Origin of the sequence: Pseudomonas khavaziana (genome assembly GCF_019145205.1) — a bacterium.
GTDB classification, from domain to species: domain Bacteria; phylum Pseudomonadota; class Gammaproteobacteria; order Pseudomonadales; family Pseudomonadaceae; genus Aquipseudomonas; species Aquipseudomonas khavaziana.
In genome coordinates this window covers 233,818-249,222 of record NZ_JAHSTT010000005.1, presented here as the reverse complement: position 1 = coordinate 249,222, position 15,405 = coordinate 233,818, and the positions used below count along the sequence as shown (strand labels likewise).

Below are 15,405 nucleotides of genomic sequence, written 5' to 3'. Positions count from 1 at the left end.
AATAATCTTGTAATTCTTACAACAAATCGACGATAGGCACTTTCCAATGACTCTACGTATCGCAATCAATGGTTTTGGCCGTATCGGCCGTAATGTCCTGCGCGCACTGTATACCCAAGGCTATCGCCAGGATTTGCAGATCGTCGCCATCAATGATCTGGGCGACAGCTCGATCAATGCCCACCTGCTCAAGTACGACACCGTACACGGCACTTTCGATGCAGAGGTCGCCCACGATCAGGAAAGCCTGACCGTCAATGGTGACCGGATTGCCGTCAGCGCCATTCGCAACCCCGCCGACCTGCCGTGGGCTGCACACAAGATCGACGTGGTGTTCGAATGCACCGGTCTGTTCACCGACCGCGACAAGGCTGCCGCCCATATTACCGCCGGCGCACGCAAGGTGATCATCTCAGCACCGGCCAAGGGCGCGGATGCCACTGTGGTCTACGGGGTCAACCATGACATTTTGCGTCAGTCCCACCAGATCATCTCCAACGCTTCTTGCACCACCAACTGCCTGGCACCGGTAGCCCAGGTGCTGCACCGTGAGCTGGGTATCGAAAGCGGCCTGATGACCACCATTCACGCCTATACCAACGACCAGAACCTTACCGACGTCTACCACACCGACCCCTACCGCGCGCGTTCGGCCACCCAGAACATGATCCCGAGCAAGACCGGCGCTGCCGAAGCGGTGGGCCTGGTGCTGCCGGAACTGGCGGGCAAGCTGACCGGCATGGCGGTGCGTGTACCGGTGATCAACGTGTCCCTGGTCGACCTCACCGTGCAATTGAAGAAAGAAGCCACGGCCGATGAGGTCAATGCCTTGCTCAAACAGGCCAGCCAGCATTCGAAGATCCTCGGCTACAACACCCTGCCGCTGGTTTCCAGTGACTTCAACCATAACCCGCTGTCGTCGATCTTCGACGCCAACCACACCAAGGTCAGCGGCAAGCTGCTCAAGGTACTGGCCTGGTACGACAACGAATGGGGCTTCTCTAACCGCATGCTGGATAACTGCCTGGCGCTCTGCAACGCCGAATAAACTCACCTGTGGGAGGGGGCATGCTCCCTCCCACAGTTACATTTTGTCCAGAGTAGGTTCAGGGAAATAGCCACTTGCCATTTCAGTTGATGATAAGCATTATCATTCACTGCAAATCGGTCTGGTATCACTGTGAGCCAATCTCGCTTCAACCACGTCTTTCTCACCCAACGGGTGATTCTGCTTCGCACTCTGCAGCGCATGGTCAATAACCACAGCACGGCCGAGGACCTGTTGCAGGAAACCTACCTGCGCGTGACTCGGGCCCTGAGCGAGCGGCCAATCGACCACCTCGAACCTTTTGTCTACCAGACAGCGCGCAACCTGGCGCTGGACCACCTGCGTTCACGCCGGATCCAGGCCCGCACGTTGCAGGAAGATGTGCCACTGGACGTGCTGCAAAGCGTGGCGGCCCCGGTCAGTACGCCGGAAGAAGCCACCCAGGCCGAGCAACTGCTGGAGCACCTGAGCGTCAGCCTCGGCCAGTTGAGCGCCCGCCAGCAACGGATTTTCATCCTCAGCCGCCTCCACGGTTGCAGCTATCAGGAAATTGCCGATCAGTTGAACGTGTCCTTGAGCACCGTGCAAAAGGAACTGAAATTGATCATGGCCATCTGTGTAGGTGTGGCCGAACGGTTGGATCAGCCTTAAGCTTCACCCGACAGAGCTATCGATCCAAGCTGTAGGAAAGATGAATAGAACGTGGCGAAGACCCGAGGAACACCGTGACGGACCCGAATAAACTGCCCCCTCATGAGCTGGCTCATGAGGTGTTGCAAGACGCGGCCATGGATCAAGCCCTCGATTGGCTGATCGCCTTGCAGTGCCCACAACCCGGGCAGCAGGCCGCGTTCGACGCTTGGCTGGCCGCAGATCCGGCCCACGTCCACGCCTTCAGCAAGGCCCGTGCCGCCTGGGGTGGCGCGCCAGTACACAGTGCCGCCGTGGCCCTCGCTGCGCCGCGCAAGCCAAGGGGTTGGCGCCGGGTCAAACCGCATTGGAAACCCCTCGCTACCGCCGCCGTGCTGCTGATCGGCCTGTTCAGCTTCAGCAACCTGCCGGTGCGCCTGCAGGCTGACCACCTCACCGTGGTCGGCGAGCGCCAGCGCCTGCAACTGGACGATGGCTCCAAGGTGCTGTTGAACACCAACTCGGCGTTTTCCAGCAGCTTCAAAGACCACCAGCGCATTGCCCGCCTGTACCAGGGCGAAGCGTTTTTCGAAATCGCCCCCACCCGTGGCCTGCCCCTGGAAATCGACGCCGGCCCCGTGCGCGCCAGCGTGCGCGACACGGCATTCGCCGTGCGCTACCTCAATGGCGAAGCACAGGTACAGGTGCAGCGTGGCGATGTCGACTTGAGCAACACTTTCGACGATGCCCGCGTGCGACTGAGCGCCGGGCAAAGCATCCGCATCGGGCCTAAGGGGTTCGGCCAGCCGGCCAAGCTGGATGCCGGCAAGGACCTGGCCTGGATCCAGGGCCGCCTGGTATTTGAAAACTGCCCGCTGAGCGAAGTGCTGGCCGAACTGCGGCGCTATTACCCAGGCTGGATCGTCAACAACAACGAGCAACTGGCCAGCGTCGCCGTCACCGGCAACTATCGCCTCGACCAGCCCCTGGATGTGGTGCGCTCACTGGCCCACATCACCTCGGCCAAGCTCTCGGAATACCCGGCATTGGTGATCCTGAACTAAATGAGAATTATTTTTACTCGATAGCGCACGGTGGTACGTCTCGTCTTAGCCAATGCAACTGATTCCTATTTGGTTCGGTTCGCAACTATAAGATTCGTATCCCCGGAGCGCTCTCGATGTCCTCTCGTTTCAACCGCCGGTGTTCTTCGCCCGTCTTGTCCTTGCTGGCCGCCGCGATCCTGCTGGCTGGCGCGCCTGTCATGGCCGCCACCGCCGCCGAGCCGACCCCGCGCAGCCATGCAAATTACAATTTCAGCATCGAGCAGCAGCCGCTCGTGTCGGCACTCAATGCCTTTACCGCGGTAACAGGCTGGCAAGTCGGCCTGCCGGCCGAGCTCGGCCAGGGTGTGTTATCCCCAGGCGTACGCGGCCCGCTGCCGCCGGAAAAAGCCTTGGACCGGCTGTTGGTGGGGACCAACCTGAGCTACCGCAAGTTGAGCAATAACAACATCGTGCTGGAAAAACGTGCCGCGGGCGGCGCGCTCAACCTGCAACAGGTGACCATCAGCGCCACCCGTAACGAACAGGATGTGAACAGCGTACCGAGCACCGTCAGCGTGCACGACCGCGAGGAACTGGACCGCCAGAACACCAACAACATCCGCGAACTGGTGCGCTACGAGCCCGGTGTCTCCGTCGGCGGCGCCGGTACCCGCTCGGGTAACTCGGGCTACAACATCCGTGGTATCGACGGTGACCGCATCCTCACCCAGGTCGACGGCGTCGAAGTGCCCAACAACTTCTTCAACGGCCCCTACGCCAAGACCCGTCGCAACTACGTCGACCCGGAAATCGTCAAGCGCGTGGAGATCCTGCGCGGCCCGGCCTCGGCCCTCTACGGCAGCAACGCCATCGGCGGCGCGGTAAGTTATTTCACCCTCGACCCGGACGACATCATCAAGCCTGGCAAAGACGTCGGCGCCCGCCTGAAGACCGGCTACAGCTCCGCCGACGAAAGCTGGCTGACCTCCGGCACCTTCGCCGGGCGCGTACAGGACTTCGACGGTTTGCTGCACCTGAGCCAGCGCAACGGCCACGAGACCGAATCCTACGATGGCAATAACGCCACCGGCCTGGCCCGTACCGGCGCCAACCCGGAAGATGCGCGCACCACCAATGTACTGGCCAAACTGGGGTGGAACTACGGCGATGACAACCGCCTGGGCCTGACCTACGAGAAGTTCAAGGATGATCGCGACGTCAACCTGAAGAACGCCGTGGGCGGCCCGTTCATCGGCGGTCGGGGCATGAACCTCTACCGTGCCCGCTCAGGCAACGACACCATCACCCGCGAGCGCTTCGGGCTGGAAAACAGCTTTGCCCTGGAGTCTCCGATTGCCGACCGCATCAAGACCAGCCTCAACTACCAGACCGCCAAGACCGACCAGACCACCGCCGAGATCTACCAGGCTGGCCGTCGTGTCCTGCGTACCCGCGATACCCTTTACGAAGAAAAACAGTGGGTCTTCGATGCCCAGTTGGACAAGGCTTTCAGCCTGGATGAGACCGATCACCAGGTGACCTACGGCACCACCCTCAAGCAGCAGAAAGTCACCGGTTCCCGCGAAGGCTCGGCCTCGTGCCTGGCGGTGGGCGCCGGATGCACGGCCATCGGCGCGCCGAGCCCCTCAGCCGGTGATAGCGTGAAAAAGGCCAGTGACTTCCCCGACCCGACCATCAACACCTACTCGCTGTTCGCCCAGGACCAGATCACCTGGGACAAATGGACCTTCCTGCCCGCCGTGCGTTATGACTACACCCGGCTCAAGCCCAAGCTGACCCAGGAATTCCTCAACACCGTCAACCCTACCGGCGAATACGCAGTCGACGGCAAGGACAAGACCTGGCACCGCGTCACGCCCAAGTTCGGCCTGACCTATGCCCTGACCGATCACTACACCTGGTTCGGCCAATACGCCGAAGGCTTCCGCACCCCGTCCGCCAAGGCCCTGTACGGCCGCTTCGAAAACCTCAACCTGGGTTACACCGTCGAACCCAACCCCGACCTCAAGCCGGAAACCAGCAAGGGCATCGAAACCGGGATTCGCGGCAAGTTTGACCAAGGCTCCTTTGATATCGCGGTGTACTACAACAAGTACCGTGACTTTATCGACGAAGACAACGCCGTGGTCGGTGGCACCGTGGAGCAGTTCCAGGCCGTGAACATCAAGCGCGCCACCATCAAGGGCATGGAAGCCAAGGGCCGCCTGGACCTGGACGCCTTCGGCGCGCCAAAAGGTCTGTATACCCAGGGTTCCATTGCCTACGCCCATGGCCGCAACGACGACAACGGCGAGCCATTGAACAGCGTCAACCCGCTCAAGGGCGTGTTTGGCCTGGGCTACGACCAGGACAACTACGGCGGCCTGCTGAGCTGGACCCTGGTGAAGAAACAGAACCGCGTCGACAGCACCACCTTCCACGCCCCTGACGGCAGCACCGACGGCCCGTTCAAGACCCCAGGCTTCGGCATCCTCGACCTGACCGCCTACTACAAGGTCAGCAACGACGTGACCGTCAACGGTGGCCTCTACAACCTCACCGACAAGAAGTACTGGAACTGGGATGACGTGCGCAGCTACGACAGCGTCGGCGAAGCTGGCGTAACCGGCCCGGCCAACCTCGACCGCCTGACCCAGCCAGGTCGCAACTTTGCGATCAACCTGATCTGGGACATCTGACCCACCCGCCTCACCTCGCCGGAATCCACAGCGGCGGGGTGAGGATTTTTTACTGTGCCGCGTCTTCTTGTTCGTCTAGTTGATAACAGCTCTCTTTAAGGGCACCCAGGCGCTTACCTTCTCAAGGACTTTTACATGACCGCTTCTCCTACCGCAGAACGCCCGAGCCTGCGCTCCCAGCGCCTGAACCAGATCACCAATGAACCGCACACCAAGCTGGATGCGTTGGTGAAGGCTCATGCGCCGTTCGAAACCCAAGCCAACTTCGCCCGCTTCGTGGTGGCCCAGTACCTGTTCCAGTCGGAACTGGTAACCCTGTACAACAATGCCGAACTGATCAAGATCGTCCCGGACCTGGCCGCACGCTGCCGCGCCGAAGCCGCCAAGCTCGACCTGGCAGACCTGGACACTGAGATCCCGGCCCCGGTGGCTGGTGCGGTGCAGAATCCGAGTAAAGCCGAGGCCCTGGGCTGGCTGTTCGTGTCCGAAGGCTCCAAGCTGGGCGCCGCGTTCCTGATCAAGCGCGCCGTGGGCCTGGGACTGAGTGAAACCTTCGGTGCCCGCCACCTGGGCGAACCGGCCGGCGGTCGCGCCGAAGGCTGGAAAAGCTTCACCCGCACCCTCGACAGCCTGGAATTCAGCGCCGAAGAAGAAGCCGCCGTGGAGAAAGGTGCAATCGATGCGTTTGTGCGCTTCACCGTGTTGCTGGAACAGGCGTACGCTAGCGCCCCTGAAATGGCCTGACCTCCAGATTGAAATGCAATCAGAAAATGTGGGAGGGGGCTTGCTCCCGATGGCAGTGTGCCAGCTAAACATAAGCTGACTGACACTCTGCCATCGGGAGCAAGCCCCCTCCCACACTGAGCACTCATTTCACATCGATTTTTTGTGATATTCCTACCTATGACCGGCAAACCCCAATCCTCCTCCAAAATCGCCCAAGTCCTCTTCGGCCTGCTGGCCTACGTCAGCCTGGGGATCGGCCTGGTGGCGATTGTCATACCGGGTTTGCCCACCACCGAATTCATCCTCCTCGCCGCCTGGGCCGCCACCAAAAGCTCACCACGCCTGAGCGCCTGGCTGGAAAACCACCGCCTGTTCGGGCCTATCCTGTTCAACTGGCGCAACGGCAAGATCATTGCGCGTCGGGCCAAGGTCAGCGCCACCGTGAGTATGTTGCTGTGTGCCGTCCTGATGCTGGTGATGCTGGATCACGGCTGGCCGGTGTATCTGGCCATTGCCGGTATGAGCCTGGGCAACCTGTGGATCTGGTCCCGCCCCGAGCAGCTGGCACGCCCCATATAGGGCTCCATGTAGGCGGTATCCTACCGCTCATCGCCTATTCCTCATGAATCGATTTGTGACGCCGATGTTTCAGACATGGCGCCGAATGGACTTGGCTCTGCTGCCCGCATTCCAACAAGTCATTCGTGAGTGACCCTATGTTCGACACCCTCTCCATTCGCTTCAAAATCGTGCTGCTGTCCGGTCTTTGCCTGTTGGGGGTCATTGCACTGGTGGTCGGCATCAATATCTACAACACCAACCAGAACGACCTATTGGTCAGTGACTCAAGCTCACGAATGCTGACCGCCAGCGTGGAACAACTGCTGCAAGCCAAGGCAGCCGAACAGGCCGGGCACTTGCAAACAACTTTTGGTGAAAATCTGCTGGTGGTCACGGCCCTCGCCGACCAGATCAAAGACTTGCGTCAGCTGGGGACCAAGCGCTCTCTTGAAGCCGGCGCCCTGCGCGAAGAAATCAACCAGAGCGTAAAAACCGCATTCGAACGCAACACCAAGGTGCTGGGCATCTGGCTGTCGTTCGAACCCAACGGGCTGGATGGCAAAGACAGCGAATTCGTCGACGACAAAGCGCGCGTTTCCAACGAAAAAGGCCGCTTTTCCAGCTACTGGAGCCGTGCCGGCGGTGAAGGCCTCAACACCATCATGGTCGAGGATGACCTGACCAAGACCACCCTCAACCTCAGCGGCACGCCCTATAACATTTGGTATACCTGCCCACGGGACACCCGCAGCACCTGTCTGCTGGACCCCTACGAAGACACAGTGGCCGGCAAACCTGTGCTGATGACCACCATTTCCCTGCCACTGATCGTTGATGGCAAAGTCATCGGCGTCGTCGGCATCGATATCGCCCTTACGGCCCTGCAAGCGACCACCGATGCGGCGCAGAAAGATCTGTTCAACGGCGCAGCGCACCTAGAGATTCTGTCCAGCACCGGCTTGATCGCGGCCTATAGCGGTGAACCGGCCAAGGTAGGCAAGAACCTGATCGATAGCCTCGGCGCCGAAGGCAGGGAAATTGTGCAACTGCTCGCCAATGACCGGCCAGTGATCCGCGGGCAGAACGACATCATTCACGCCGTATACCCGGTCAAGCCGATTGCCGATGCCAAGTCCTGGGGCGTGGTAATCAAACTGCCGAAAGCCGTGATGCTGGCCGATAACGTCAAGCTGCAAGCGGTGCTCGATGAGGCCCAGGCCAGCGGTACCCTCAAAGCCTTGCTGGTAGCAGCGGCTGCCGGCCTGTTGGGCTTGCTGCTGATCTGGCTGACCGCCACCGGCGTCACCCGGCCGATCAACAGCGTGGCCGCCATGCTTAAGGACATCGCCAGCGGCGACGGCGACCTCACCCAACGCCTGGCGTACGCCAAGAAAGACGAACTCGGCGAGCTGGTGAACTGGTTCAACCGCTTCCTCGACAAGCTGCAACCGACCATAGCGCAGATCAAGCAAAGCATTACCGAAGCCCGTGGTACGGCGGATCAGTCCTCGGCCATTGCGCGCCAGACCAGCGAAGGCATGCAGGTGCAGTTCCGCGAAATCGACCAGGTGGCGACCGCGTCGAATGAAATGAGCGCCACCGCCCACGACGTCGCCAACAGTGCCTCGAATGCCGCCAGCGCGGCACGCGGCGCCGATCAGTCGGCCCGCGAAGGCATGTCGATCATCGAGCAGAGCACCCGTGATATCACCACCCTTGCCGAGGAAGTCAGCAAAGCGGTGAGCGAAGTCGAAGCCCTGGCGGTCAACAGCGAACAGATCGGCTCGGTCCTGGAGGTGATCCGCAGCATCGCCGAACAAACCAACCTGCTCGCATTGAACGCCGCGATTGAAGCGGCACGCGCCGGCGAAAGCGGGCGTGGCTTTGCGGTGGTGGCCGACGAAGTACGCAACCTGGCCAAGCGCACCCAGGATTCGGTCGAGGAAATCCGCCTGGTGATCGAACGTATCCAGAGCGGCACCCGAGGCGTGGTAGCGACCATGCACTCCAGCCAGCAACAGGCCCAGAGTAATGCCGGGCAGATCCACCAGGCGGTGCAGGCCCTGGGCAAGATCAGTGACGCGGTCACGGTGATCAGCGACATGAACCTGCAAATCGCCAGTGCCGCCGAAGAGCAGAGCGCAGTGGCCGAAGAGGTCAACCGCAACGTCTCGGCGATTCGCACCGTGACCGAAACCCTCACCGGCCAGGCCACCGAGTCGGCGGCGATCAGCAGCCAGCTCAATGCACTGGCCAGCCAGCAGATGAAGTTGATGGATCAGTTCAGGGTCTGACTCGGTTCTGAAACTTTGATTCCTGTAGGAGCGAGCTTGCTCGCGAAAAACGTCAACGATAACGCGTGCTTTCTGAATAAACGCGGCGCCTTTGAGTTCTTCGCGAGCAAGCTCGCTCCTACATATAGAGCAGGGCGGTGGTGAATTACCGGCCGGGCCAGGCCTGGACGAACGGCGTCAGGTCTTCCTTCGGCGCGGTGCGTGGCGGGTTCTGCGGTGTGCCCAAGTAGAGAAAACCAATTACTTCTTCATCCGCCGTCAGCCCCAACCCTTTGGCCACATGGGCCGAGTAGGACAATTCACCGGTCCGCCACACTGCCCCAATCCCCTGGGCATAGGCCGCCAACAGGATGCCGTGGGCTGCACAAGCCGCCGCCAGCAATTGCTCGGACTTGGGCACCTTGAAGTGCTCTTGCAGGCGCGCGATCACCACCACCACCAACGGCGCACGCAGCGGGCCGTTCTGGGCCTTGTCGATGACCGCCTGGGGAGCTTCGGCATCCTGCAGGCGCGCGGCCTCGGCCAACAGCGTGCCCATCTGCTCACGGGCTGCGCCTTCTACGGTAAGGAAACGCCAAGGGCGCAGTTGACCGTGGTCGGGCGCACGCATGGCGGCGGCGAACAACAGGTCGCGCTGCTCCTGGGTCGGTGCCGGTTCCAGCAAACGTGGCACGGAAACACGGTTGAGCAAAGCGTCGAGAGCCTGCATTGGCCACCTCCAGAGAAAAATGTGCGGTCATTCTAGCGGGAAAGAATCCGGATGCCACCAAACGATAATTGCTCTTATTCAAACCGCCCTGCCCTGTTAGACTTTGCGACCACATTTTCCGACCGTTTCCAGGAATTTCGATGTTCCGTGCGCTTTTTTGCCTGTCCGCAGCGTTGATGGCTTTAACCCTGACCGCTTGCGACGACGCCCCCCGCTTCACCAAGGCCGAGCCTGGTGAGTCGCGGTCCGGTGGCGCGACGACGGTGAACAAGCGCGACCAGAACGCTTTTTCGTTGCCCTCGGCCAACCTGGCGCCCACCCGACGCCTGGATTTCAGCGTCGGTAACAGTTTCTTCCGTAGCCCTTGGGTGATTGCGCCGTCCACCACCACGGCACGGGATGGCCTGGGCCCGCTGTTCAATACCAACGCCTGCCAGAACTGCCATATCAAGGACGGTCGGGGCCATCCGCCGCTGCCTGATGCGCCGAATGCGGTGTCGATGCTGGTGCGCCTCTCCATCCCTCTCTCCATTACAGAGCAGCCCCCCTACGCCAAGCTCATCGAACAGCTCGGCGTGGTCCCCGAGCCGGTGTATGGCGGGCAGTTGCAGGACATGTCCGTGCCTGGCGTCGTGCCGGAAGGCAAGGTGCGGGTCGACTACAGCCCTGTCCAGGTCAGCTTCAAGGACGGCACCGTCGTCGAGCTACGCAAACCCGACCTGCAAATAACCCAACTCGGCTACGGCCCGATGCATCCTGATACACGCTTCTCCGCCCGGGTAGCACCGCCAATGATCGGCCTGGGCCTGCTCGAAGCGATCAGCGACGCCGATATCCTGCGCAACACCGACCCCAAGACGGCCGACAAAGAGGCCATTGTCGGCCGCGCCAATTGGGTCTGGGATGACGCCCTGCGTAAAACCGTACTCGGGCGTTTTGGCTGGAAAGCCGGGCAACCCAACCTTAACCAACAAAATGTTCACGCGTTTTCTGGTGATATGGGCCTCACGACCTCCCTGAGACCCTTCGATGATTGCACCGATGCCCAAGTGGCCTGCAAGCAGGCGCCCAACGGCAATGGCCCAGATGGCGAGCCGGAAGTCAGCGATAACATCCTGCGCCTGGTGCTGTTCTATACCCGCAACCTCGCGGTACCCGCACGCCGAGACGTCAATACCCCGCAGGTGCTGGCCGGCAAGAACCTGTTCTACCAGGCCGGTTGCCAGGGCTGCCACAAGCCGACATTCACCACGGCCGCCAACGCCGCCGAGCCTGAGCTGGCCAATCAGGTGATACGCCCTTACAGCGACCTGTTGTTGCACGACATGGGCGAAGGCCTCGCCGATAACCGTACCGAATTCAAAGCCTCTGGCCGCGATTGGCGCACCCCGCCGTTGTGGGGTATTGGCCTGACGCAAGCCGTGAGTGGCCACACCCAGTTCTTGCATGACGGCCGGGCCCGCAACCTGCTCGAGGCCGTGCTGTGGCATGGCGGTGAAGCACAAGCGGCGCAGCAGCATGTGTTGTCGTTCAATGCCGAGCAGCGTGCCGCGTTGCTGGCGTTCCTGAATTCTTTATAAGCTTTGCCCCACTTACAGAAGGGAGCTCGACATGTTTCGTCCCAAGTTGTTGTTCACCAGCCTGGCCGCCCTGGCGCTCGGCGCCTGCTCGCCCCAGGACCCGCAAGCGGTGACCTCGGCGGCCATCGCCAAGCAAGTGATCCTGCCGACCTACAGCCGTTGGGTTGAAGCCGACCGCCAACTGGCCGTCAGCGCCCTGGCCTACTGCCAGGGCAAGGAAAGCCTGGACACCGCCCGCGCCGACTTCCTGCACGCGCAAAAAGCCTGGGCCGAGTTGCAACCACTGCTGATCGGTCCGCTGGCCGAGGGCAACCGTGCCTGGCAGGTGCAGTTCTGGCCGGACAAGAAGAACCTGGTCGGTCGCCAGGTTGAGCAACTGGTCAGCGCCCAGCCGCAGATCGATGCCGCCGCCCTGGCTAAATCCAGTGTTGTGGTGCAGGGCCTGTCGGCCTACGAATACATCCTCTACGACGCCAAGCCAGACGTCGCCGACGAAGCGCAGAAAGCCCGCTATTGCCCACTGTTGATGGCGATCGGCGAGCGCCAGAAAGTCCTGGCTGAAGAGATTCTCGCCAGCTGGAACAGCACCGACGGCATGCTTGCGCAGATGACCAAGTTCCCGAACCAGCGCTACGCTGATTCCCACGAGGCCATTGCCGACCTGCTGCGCGTGCAAGTGACTGCCCTGGACACCCTGAAGAAAAAACTCGGCACGCCCATGGGTCGCCAGACCAAGGGCATCCCGCAACCGTTCCAGGCCGATGCATGGCGCAGCCAGTCGTCGCTGCAAAGCCTGGAGGCGAGCCTCGCCGCGGCCCAGACCGTGTGGGTCGGCGTTGACAACAAAGGCTTGCGTGGCCTGCTGCCGGCGGACCAGAAGCCGTTGGCCGAGAAGATCGACGCCGCCTATGCCGCGTCCTTGAAACTGTTCGCCAGCAACCAGCGTAGCCTCAACGAACTGTTGAACGATGACGCCGGGCGCCAGCAGCTCAACGACATCTACGACAGCCTCAACGTGGTCCACCGCCTGCACGAAGGCGAGCTGGCCAAGGCCCTGGGAATCCAACTGGGCTTCAACGCCAACGACGGTGACTGATGATGCTCAGGCGACAGGCTTTGGCGGTGGGCAGCGTGCTGCTCAGCGCCCTTACGTTGGGCGGCTGGACGCTGTTCAAAGGCAAGGATAAAGGCCCGCTGCTACTGTCGGCGCGGGATGATGCCGACGGCAAGCACTACGCCGTCGGCTATCGCCTGGATGGCAAGCAGGTGTTTGCCACCCAGGTCGGCCAGCGTTGCCACGACATCATCAATCACCCTACGTTGCCGATCGCGCTGTTCGTCGCCCGCCGCCCGGGCACCGAGAGCTACCTGATTGACCTGCGTGACGGCGCGCTGCTGCAAACCATCAGCTCGAACGCCAACCGCCACTTCTATGGGCATGCGGTGATCCACAAGAGCGGCGACTGGCTGTACGCCACCGAGAACGACACCTCCGACCCCGGTCGCGGCCTGTTGGGTGTGTATAAGTTCGAAGGCGAGCGGCTGGTACACAGCGGCGAGATTTCCACCCACGGCATCGGCCCGCACCAAGTGTCCTGGATGCCCGACGGCGAAACCCTGGTGGTGGCCAACGGCGGCATTCGCACCGAAGCTGAAAGCCGGGTAGAGATGAATCTCAACGCCATGGAGCCGAGCCTGGTGCTGATGCATCGCGATGGCACCTTGATCAGCAAGGAAACCCTGGGCCAGCAGATGAACAGCGTGCGCCATATGGGCATCGCCAGCGATGGCACTATCCTCACCGGGCAGCAGTTCATGGGGCCGTCCCAGGAACGCTCCGAGTTGCTGGCGATCAAGCGCCCGGGCCAGCCTTTCGTGGCGTTCCCGGTGGCTGATGAGCAGTTGCAGGCGATGGGGCACTACACCGCCAGCGTGGCGGTGCACAGCGAACTGCGCCTGGTGGCATTAACCGCGCCACGGGGCAATCGTTTCTTCATTTGGGACATGGACAGCGCCGAGCTGCGCCTGGATGGGCCGCTCCCCGACTGCGCCGGTGTGGGTGCAGTGGCCGATGGATTCGTCGTCACGTCAGGCCAAGGGCGTTGCCGCTTCTATGATTGCCGCCAGGACCAACTGATGGCCAAGCCATTGGAACTACCGGCGGGGTTTTGGGATAACCATCTGCACCTGATCTGAAATTCCCCTCTGTAGGAGCGAGCTTGCTCGCGAAGGTCGCCAACGATAACGCGCCCATTTTGGATACGCGCCGTTCTCAGGTTTTTCGCGAGCAAGCTCGCTCCTACAGTTAAAGCATCAGGCGTAAAAAAAGGGCCTCGCATCGCAAGGCCCTTTTTGGGGGGTTAATCGTTTCAACTCTGCGGCTTCATCGCTTGAGACATCCCGAACATGAATAACAGCAATTCATGATCAGGCTTGGCCGCCACACTCGCCTTGGCAATGCGTGGCAGCAGGCATTGCCCGCCACCGTCTACCGCACTGAGCACTTGTGTGCGAGGTTGTTCCCACACAGCCAGGGCCAGGGCTGAAACGCCCAACGCGCCGACCAGGAACAAACCTCGTGCTATTTCTAGCTTCATCTGGTTAAACCTTTGATAGCGCTGCCAAACGCCGTCTCGTAAAAGTAGCTGAGTTTTTCCCAGTCGGTATCATTCCACGACGAATGGCGGCGCAATTGCAGCATGTCATGGGAAGCGGCCCGATAAGCGGTCAAGCGCTGGCGACATTTTTCAAAGTCCAACAGGGCCACTTCTACAGTCGCCGCCTCGGGTTCGCCGGTGACCCGCACGAAGATGTGCTTGATATACAAGCAACCGTGCTGCCAGCGGCCTTTGTGCATGCGGGCCAGGGTGCCGGCCAATTCCTGCAGCAAGCGCTCGTGGACAGCCTCGCCATACTGTTCACGGCCGCCAGCGGCGTACCAGTTTTCGATCTCGTCGAAACCGTCCAGGGACGCAGTGACCAGCAACGCTTTCCACTGGTGCTCCGGGTCGCGTCGCGCCTCGCAGAACACCAGCTCCGGCACGCGCACATCCAGCAAACGCAGGCCCTTGAGGGCATCACGTTCACGCAGCACGGTCGGGCGACCGAAGGGATGCAGCCAACTGCGATAAATGTGGCCAGTCTGGCGCTTGCTATAGAGCAACCGCCCATTGGGGCCTACCACCCGCTGCACGCCACTTTCGCCACCACGTCGACGGTTGGGCTCTTCAACCCACTCACCTTGCTGACGCCAGAAAAAATCAAATCGTTCTTCGGGAGCTACATGACTGCCTGCTACGCACTCAACTGCCATCCTGTTACCTCTTGCGCAATACATATACTCGCCACATGGCGTAGAGCGGTATGAAGTCCAGGGATTCCTGAACACGGAAACCGGCCTGCTCGAATTCTGCCTCGACAGTAGCAGCCGGTAACACAAACCGGTTTTGGTAACCTTCCTGCTCACCTCGTTTGCGACGACGTACTTCGTTGCGCTTGCGCTTCCAGGCCTTGAAATTACCGTCTACCCACAGCGAAATAATCACACTGTCACGGGTAACCCGCTGAAACTCGCGCAATATTGTCAGCCTGTGCTCAGGTTCACCGATGTGGTGCATCAAGCGCATGCAGAAAATACTGTCGACGGAGTTATCTGGCAAATCGATATCAAAGGCAGATGTCTGCAAAGGGCGTACCCGTTTCACCACATCCGCCGGTTGCGCGGTGGTGGCGATCTTCAACATCGACGCCGAATTGTCAGCCCCGATAATTACACGGTTGGGTTTTTCGGCCAGCAACGGCCAGAAGCGTCCAGCGCCACAAGGCAGATCCAGCACCAGGCCGGGTTCACCGGCCATGGCCAGCGCACCGCGCGCCAGTTGCTCGTCGCGTTTGTGGGACAACCGGCGAGCCAGATTGTCCTGATGTTTGAGTAAATATTGTTGCGCGTGTTGATCGTCGTACTTTTCGGAAAATTCCAACTTGATTGGGGAAGGCATCGCACGTCTCCAGTAACCGATGCCTACAACTTTATGCAGCGAACTGTGATCAACAGGTCAACTCATTGTGAAAATCTTGTCCTGTCCAACTGTATACATTTCAAGACTTTACAG

The 15,405-nt window shown here is 60.7% G+C and carries 14 protein-coding genes; 10 read left to right on the top strand and 4 right to left on the bottom strand.

Annotated features, from left to right (window positions below):
* Positions 1–46 precede the first annotated feature (46 nt).
* From gap to KVH01_RS30835, 7 genes are all read left to right on the top strand, one after another.
* Positions 47–1,048 (top strand): type I glyceraldehyde-3-phosphate dehydrogenase, encoded by a 1,002-nt coding sequence (gene gap / locus KVH01_RS14640; protein ID WP_005791003.1) that lies wholly within the window; start codon positions 47–49, stop codon positions 1,046–1,048.
* Positions 1,049–1,180: 132 nt separating this feature from the next.
* Positions 1,181–1,699, top strand: a complete 519-nt coding sequence (locus KVH01_RS14635) for an RNA polymerase sigma factor (RefSeq protein WP_043051108.1) — start codon at positions 1,181–1,183, stop codon at positions 1,697–1,699.
* Positions 1,700–1,773: 74 nt separating this feature from the next.
* Entirely contained in the window at positions 1,774–2,742 is a 969-nt protein-coding gene (locus KVH01_RS14630) for a FecR family protein (RefSeq protein ID WP_217881891.1), read from the top strand.
* Positions 2,743–2,858: 116 nt separating this feature from the next.
* Positions 2,859–5,423: a TonB-dependent receptor gene (locus tag KVH01_RS14625; protein WP_217881890.1), complete on the top strand. Its 2,565-nt coding sequence runs from the start codon at positions 2,859–2,861 to the stop codon at positions 5,421–5,423.
* A 135-nt stretch (positions 5,424–5,558) separates the two neighbouring features.
* On the top strand, positions 5,559–6,167 hold the full coding sequence (locus tag KVH01_RS14620) for a biliverdin-producing heme oxygenase (RefSeq protein WP_217881889.1): 609 nt from the start codon (positions 5,559–5,561) through the stop codon (positions 6,165–6,167).
* A gap of 159 nt (positions 6,168–6,326) precedes the next feature.
* Positions 6,327–6,728, top strand: coding sequence for a YbaN family protein (locus KVH01_RS14615; RefSeq protein ID WP_217881888.1), 402 nt, complete (start codon positions 6,327–6,329; stop codon positions 6,726–6,728).
* Between the two features lie 137 nt (positions 6,729–6,865).
* Positions 6,866–9,004 (top strand): methyl-accepting chemotaxis protein, encoded by a 2,139-nt coding sequence (locus tag KVH01_RS30835; RefSeq protein ID WP_217881887.1) that lies wholly within the window; start codon positions 6,866–6,868, stop codon positions 9,002–9,004.
* 145 nt (positions 9,005–9,149) lie between these two features.
* Here the strand turns inward: KVH01_RS30835 and KVH01_RS14605 are convergent, their stop codons facing one another.
* Positions 9,150–9,713, bottom strand: a complete 564-nt coding sequence (locus KVH01_RS14605; RefSeq protein WP_217881886.1) for an NAD(P)H nitroreductase — start codon at positions 9,711–9,713, stop codon at positions 9,150–9,152.
* 140 nt (positions 9,714–9,853) lie between these two features.
* Here KVH01_RS14605 and KVH01_RS14600 point away from each other — a divergent pair, with 140 nt between their 5' ends.
* From KVH01_RS14600 to KVH01_RS14590, 3 genes are read left to right on the top strand one after another with little or no spacing between them, the layout of a single operon-like run.
* A complete protein-coding gene (locus KVH01_RS14600; protein ID WP_217881885.1) occupies positions 9,854–11,293 on the top strand; it encodes a di-heme oxidoreductase family protein in 1,440 nt (479 codons plus the stop codon).
* A gap of 31 nt (positions 11,294–11,324) precedes the next feature.
* Complete coding sequence (locus KVH01_RS14595) at positions 11,325–12,389, top strand: imelysin family protein (RefSeq protein WP_043051100.1); 1,065 nt, start codon at positions 11,325–11,327, stop codon at positions 12,387–12,389.
* Between the two features lie 2 nt (positions 12,390–12,391).
* Positions 12,392–13,489 (top strand): DUF1513 domain-containing protein, encoded by a 1,098-nt coding sequence (locus KVH01_RS14590; RefSeq protein ID WP_217882029.1) that lies wholly within the window; start codon positions 12,392–12,394, stop codon positions 13,487–13,489.
* Between the two features lie 173 nt (positions 13,490–13,662).
* Here the strand turns inward: KVH01_RS14590 and KVH01_RS14585 are convergent, their stop codons facing one another.
* The 3 genes from KVH01_RS14585 to KVH01_RS14575 are packed head-to-tail and all read right to left on the bottom strand — an operon-like array spanning position 13,663 to position 15,291.
* Positions 13,663–13,890, bottom strand: a complete 228-nt coding sequence (locus KVH01_RS14585) for a hypothetical protein (RefSeq protein WP_043051098.1) — start codon at positions 13,888–13,890, stop codon at positions 13,663–13,665.
* Positions 13,887–14,606: a lipopolysaccharide kinase InaA family protein gene (locus KVH01_RS14580; RefSeq protein WP_217881884.1), complete on the bottom strand. Its 720-nt coding sequence runs from the start codon at positions 14,604–14,606 to the stop codon at positions 13,887–13,889. The genes KVH01_RS14585 and KVH01_RS14580 overlap by 4 nt, the downstream gene beginning before the upstream one ends.
* A gap of 4 nt (positions 14,607–14,610) precedes the next feature.
* Positions 14,611–15,291 (bottom strand): class I SAM-dependent methyltransferase, encoded by a 681-nt coding sequence (locus KVH01_RS14575; protein ID WP_043051096.1) that lies wholly within the window; start codon positions 15,289–15,291, stop codon positions 14,611–14,613.
* Positions 15,292–15,405 lie beyond the last annotated feature (114 nt).

What these genes read in the sequence shown, in the direction of transcription:
- KVH01_RS14580 (WP_217881884.1), bottom strand. Translation starts at nt 14,606, where the DNA reads ATGGCAGTTGAGTGCGTAGCAGGCAGTCATGTAGCTCCCGAAGAACGA.
- KVH01_RS30835 (WP_217881887.1), top strand. Translation starts at nt 6,866, where the DNA reads ATGTTCGACACCCTCTCCATTCGCTTCAAAATCGTGCTGCTGTCCGGT.
- KVH01_RS14620 (WP_217881889.1), top strand. Translation starts at nt 5,559, where the DNA reads ATGACCGCTTCTCCTACCGCAGAACGCCCGAGCCTGCGCTCCCAGCGC.
- KVH01_RS14600 (WP_217881885.1), top strand. Translation starts at nt 9,854, where the DNA reads ATGTTCCGTGCGCTTTTTTGCCTGTCCGCAGCGTTGATGGCTTTAACC.
- KVH01_RS14595 (WP_043051100.1), top strand. Translation starts at nt 11,325, where the DNA reads ATGTTTCGTCCCAAGTTGTTGTTCACCAGCCTGGCCGCCCTGGCGCTC.
- KVH01_RS14575 (WP_043051096.1), bottom strand. Translation starts at nt 15,291, where the DNA reads ATGCCTTCCCCAATCAAGTTGGAATTTTCCGAAAAGTACGACGATCAA.
- KVH01_RS14615 (WP_217881888.1), top strand. Translation starts at nt 6,327, where the DNA reads ATGACCGGCAAACCCCAATCCTCCTCCAAAATCGCCCAAGTCCTCTTC.
- KVH01_RS14585 (WP_043051098.1), bottom strand. Translation starts at nt 13,890, where the DNA reads ATGAAGCTAGAAATAGCACGAGGTTTGTTCCTGGTCGGCGCGTTGGGC.
- KVH01_RS14605 (WP_217881886.1), bottom strand. Translation starts at nt 9,713, where the DNA reads ATGCAGGCTCTCGACGCTTTGCTCAACCGTGTTTCCGTGCCACGTTTG.
- gap (WP_005791003.1), top strand. Translation starts at nt 47, where the DNA reads ATGACTCTACGTATCGCAATCAATGGTTTTGGCCGTATCGGCCGTAAT.
- KVH01_RS14625 (WP_217881890.1), top strand. Translation starts at nt 2,859, where the DNA reads ATGTCCTCTCGTTTCAACCGCCGGTGTTCTTCGCCCGTCTTGTCCTTG.
- KVH01_RS14590 (WP_217882029.1), top strand. Translation starts at nt 12,392, where the DNA reads ATGCTCAGGCGACAGGCTTTGGCGGTGGGCAGCGTGCTGCTCAGCGCC.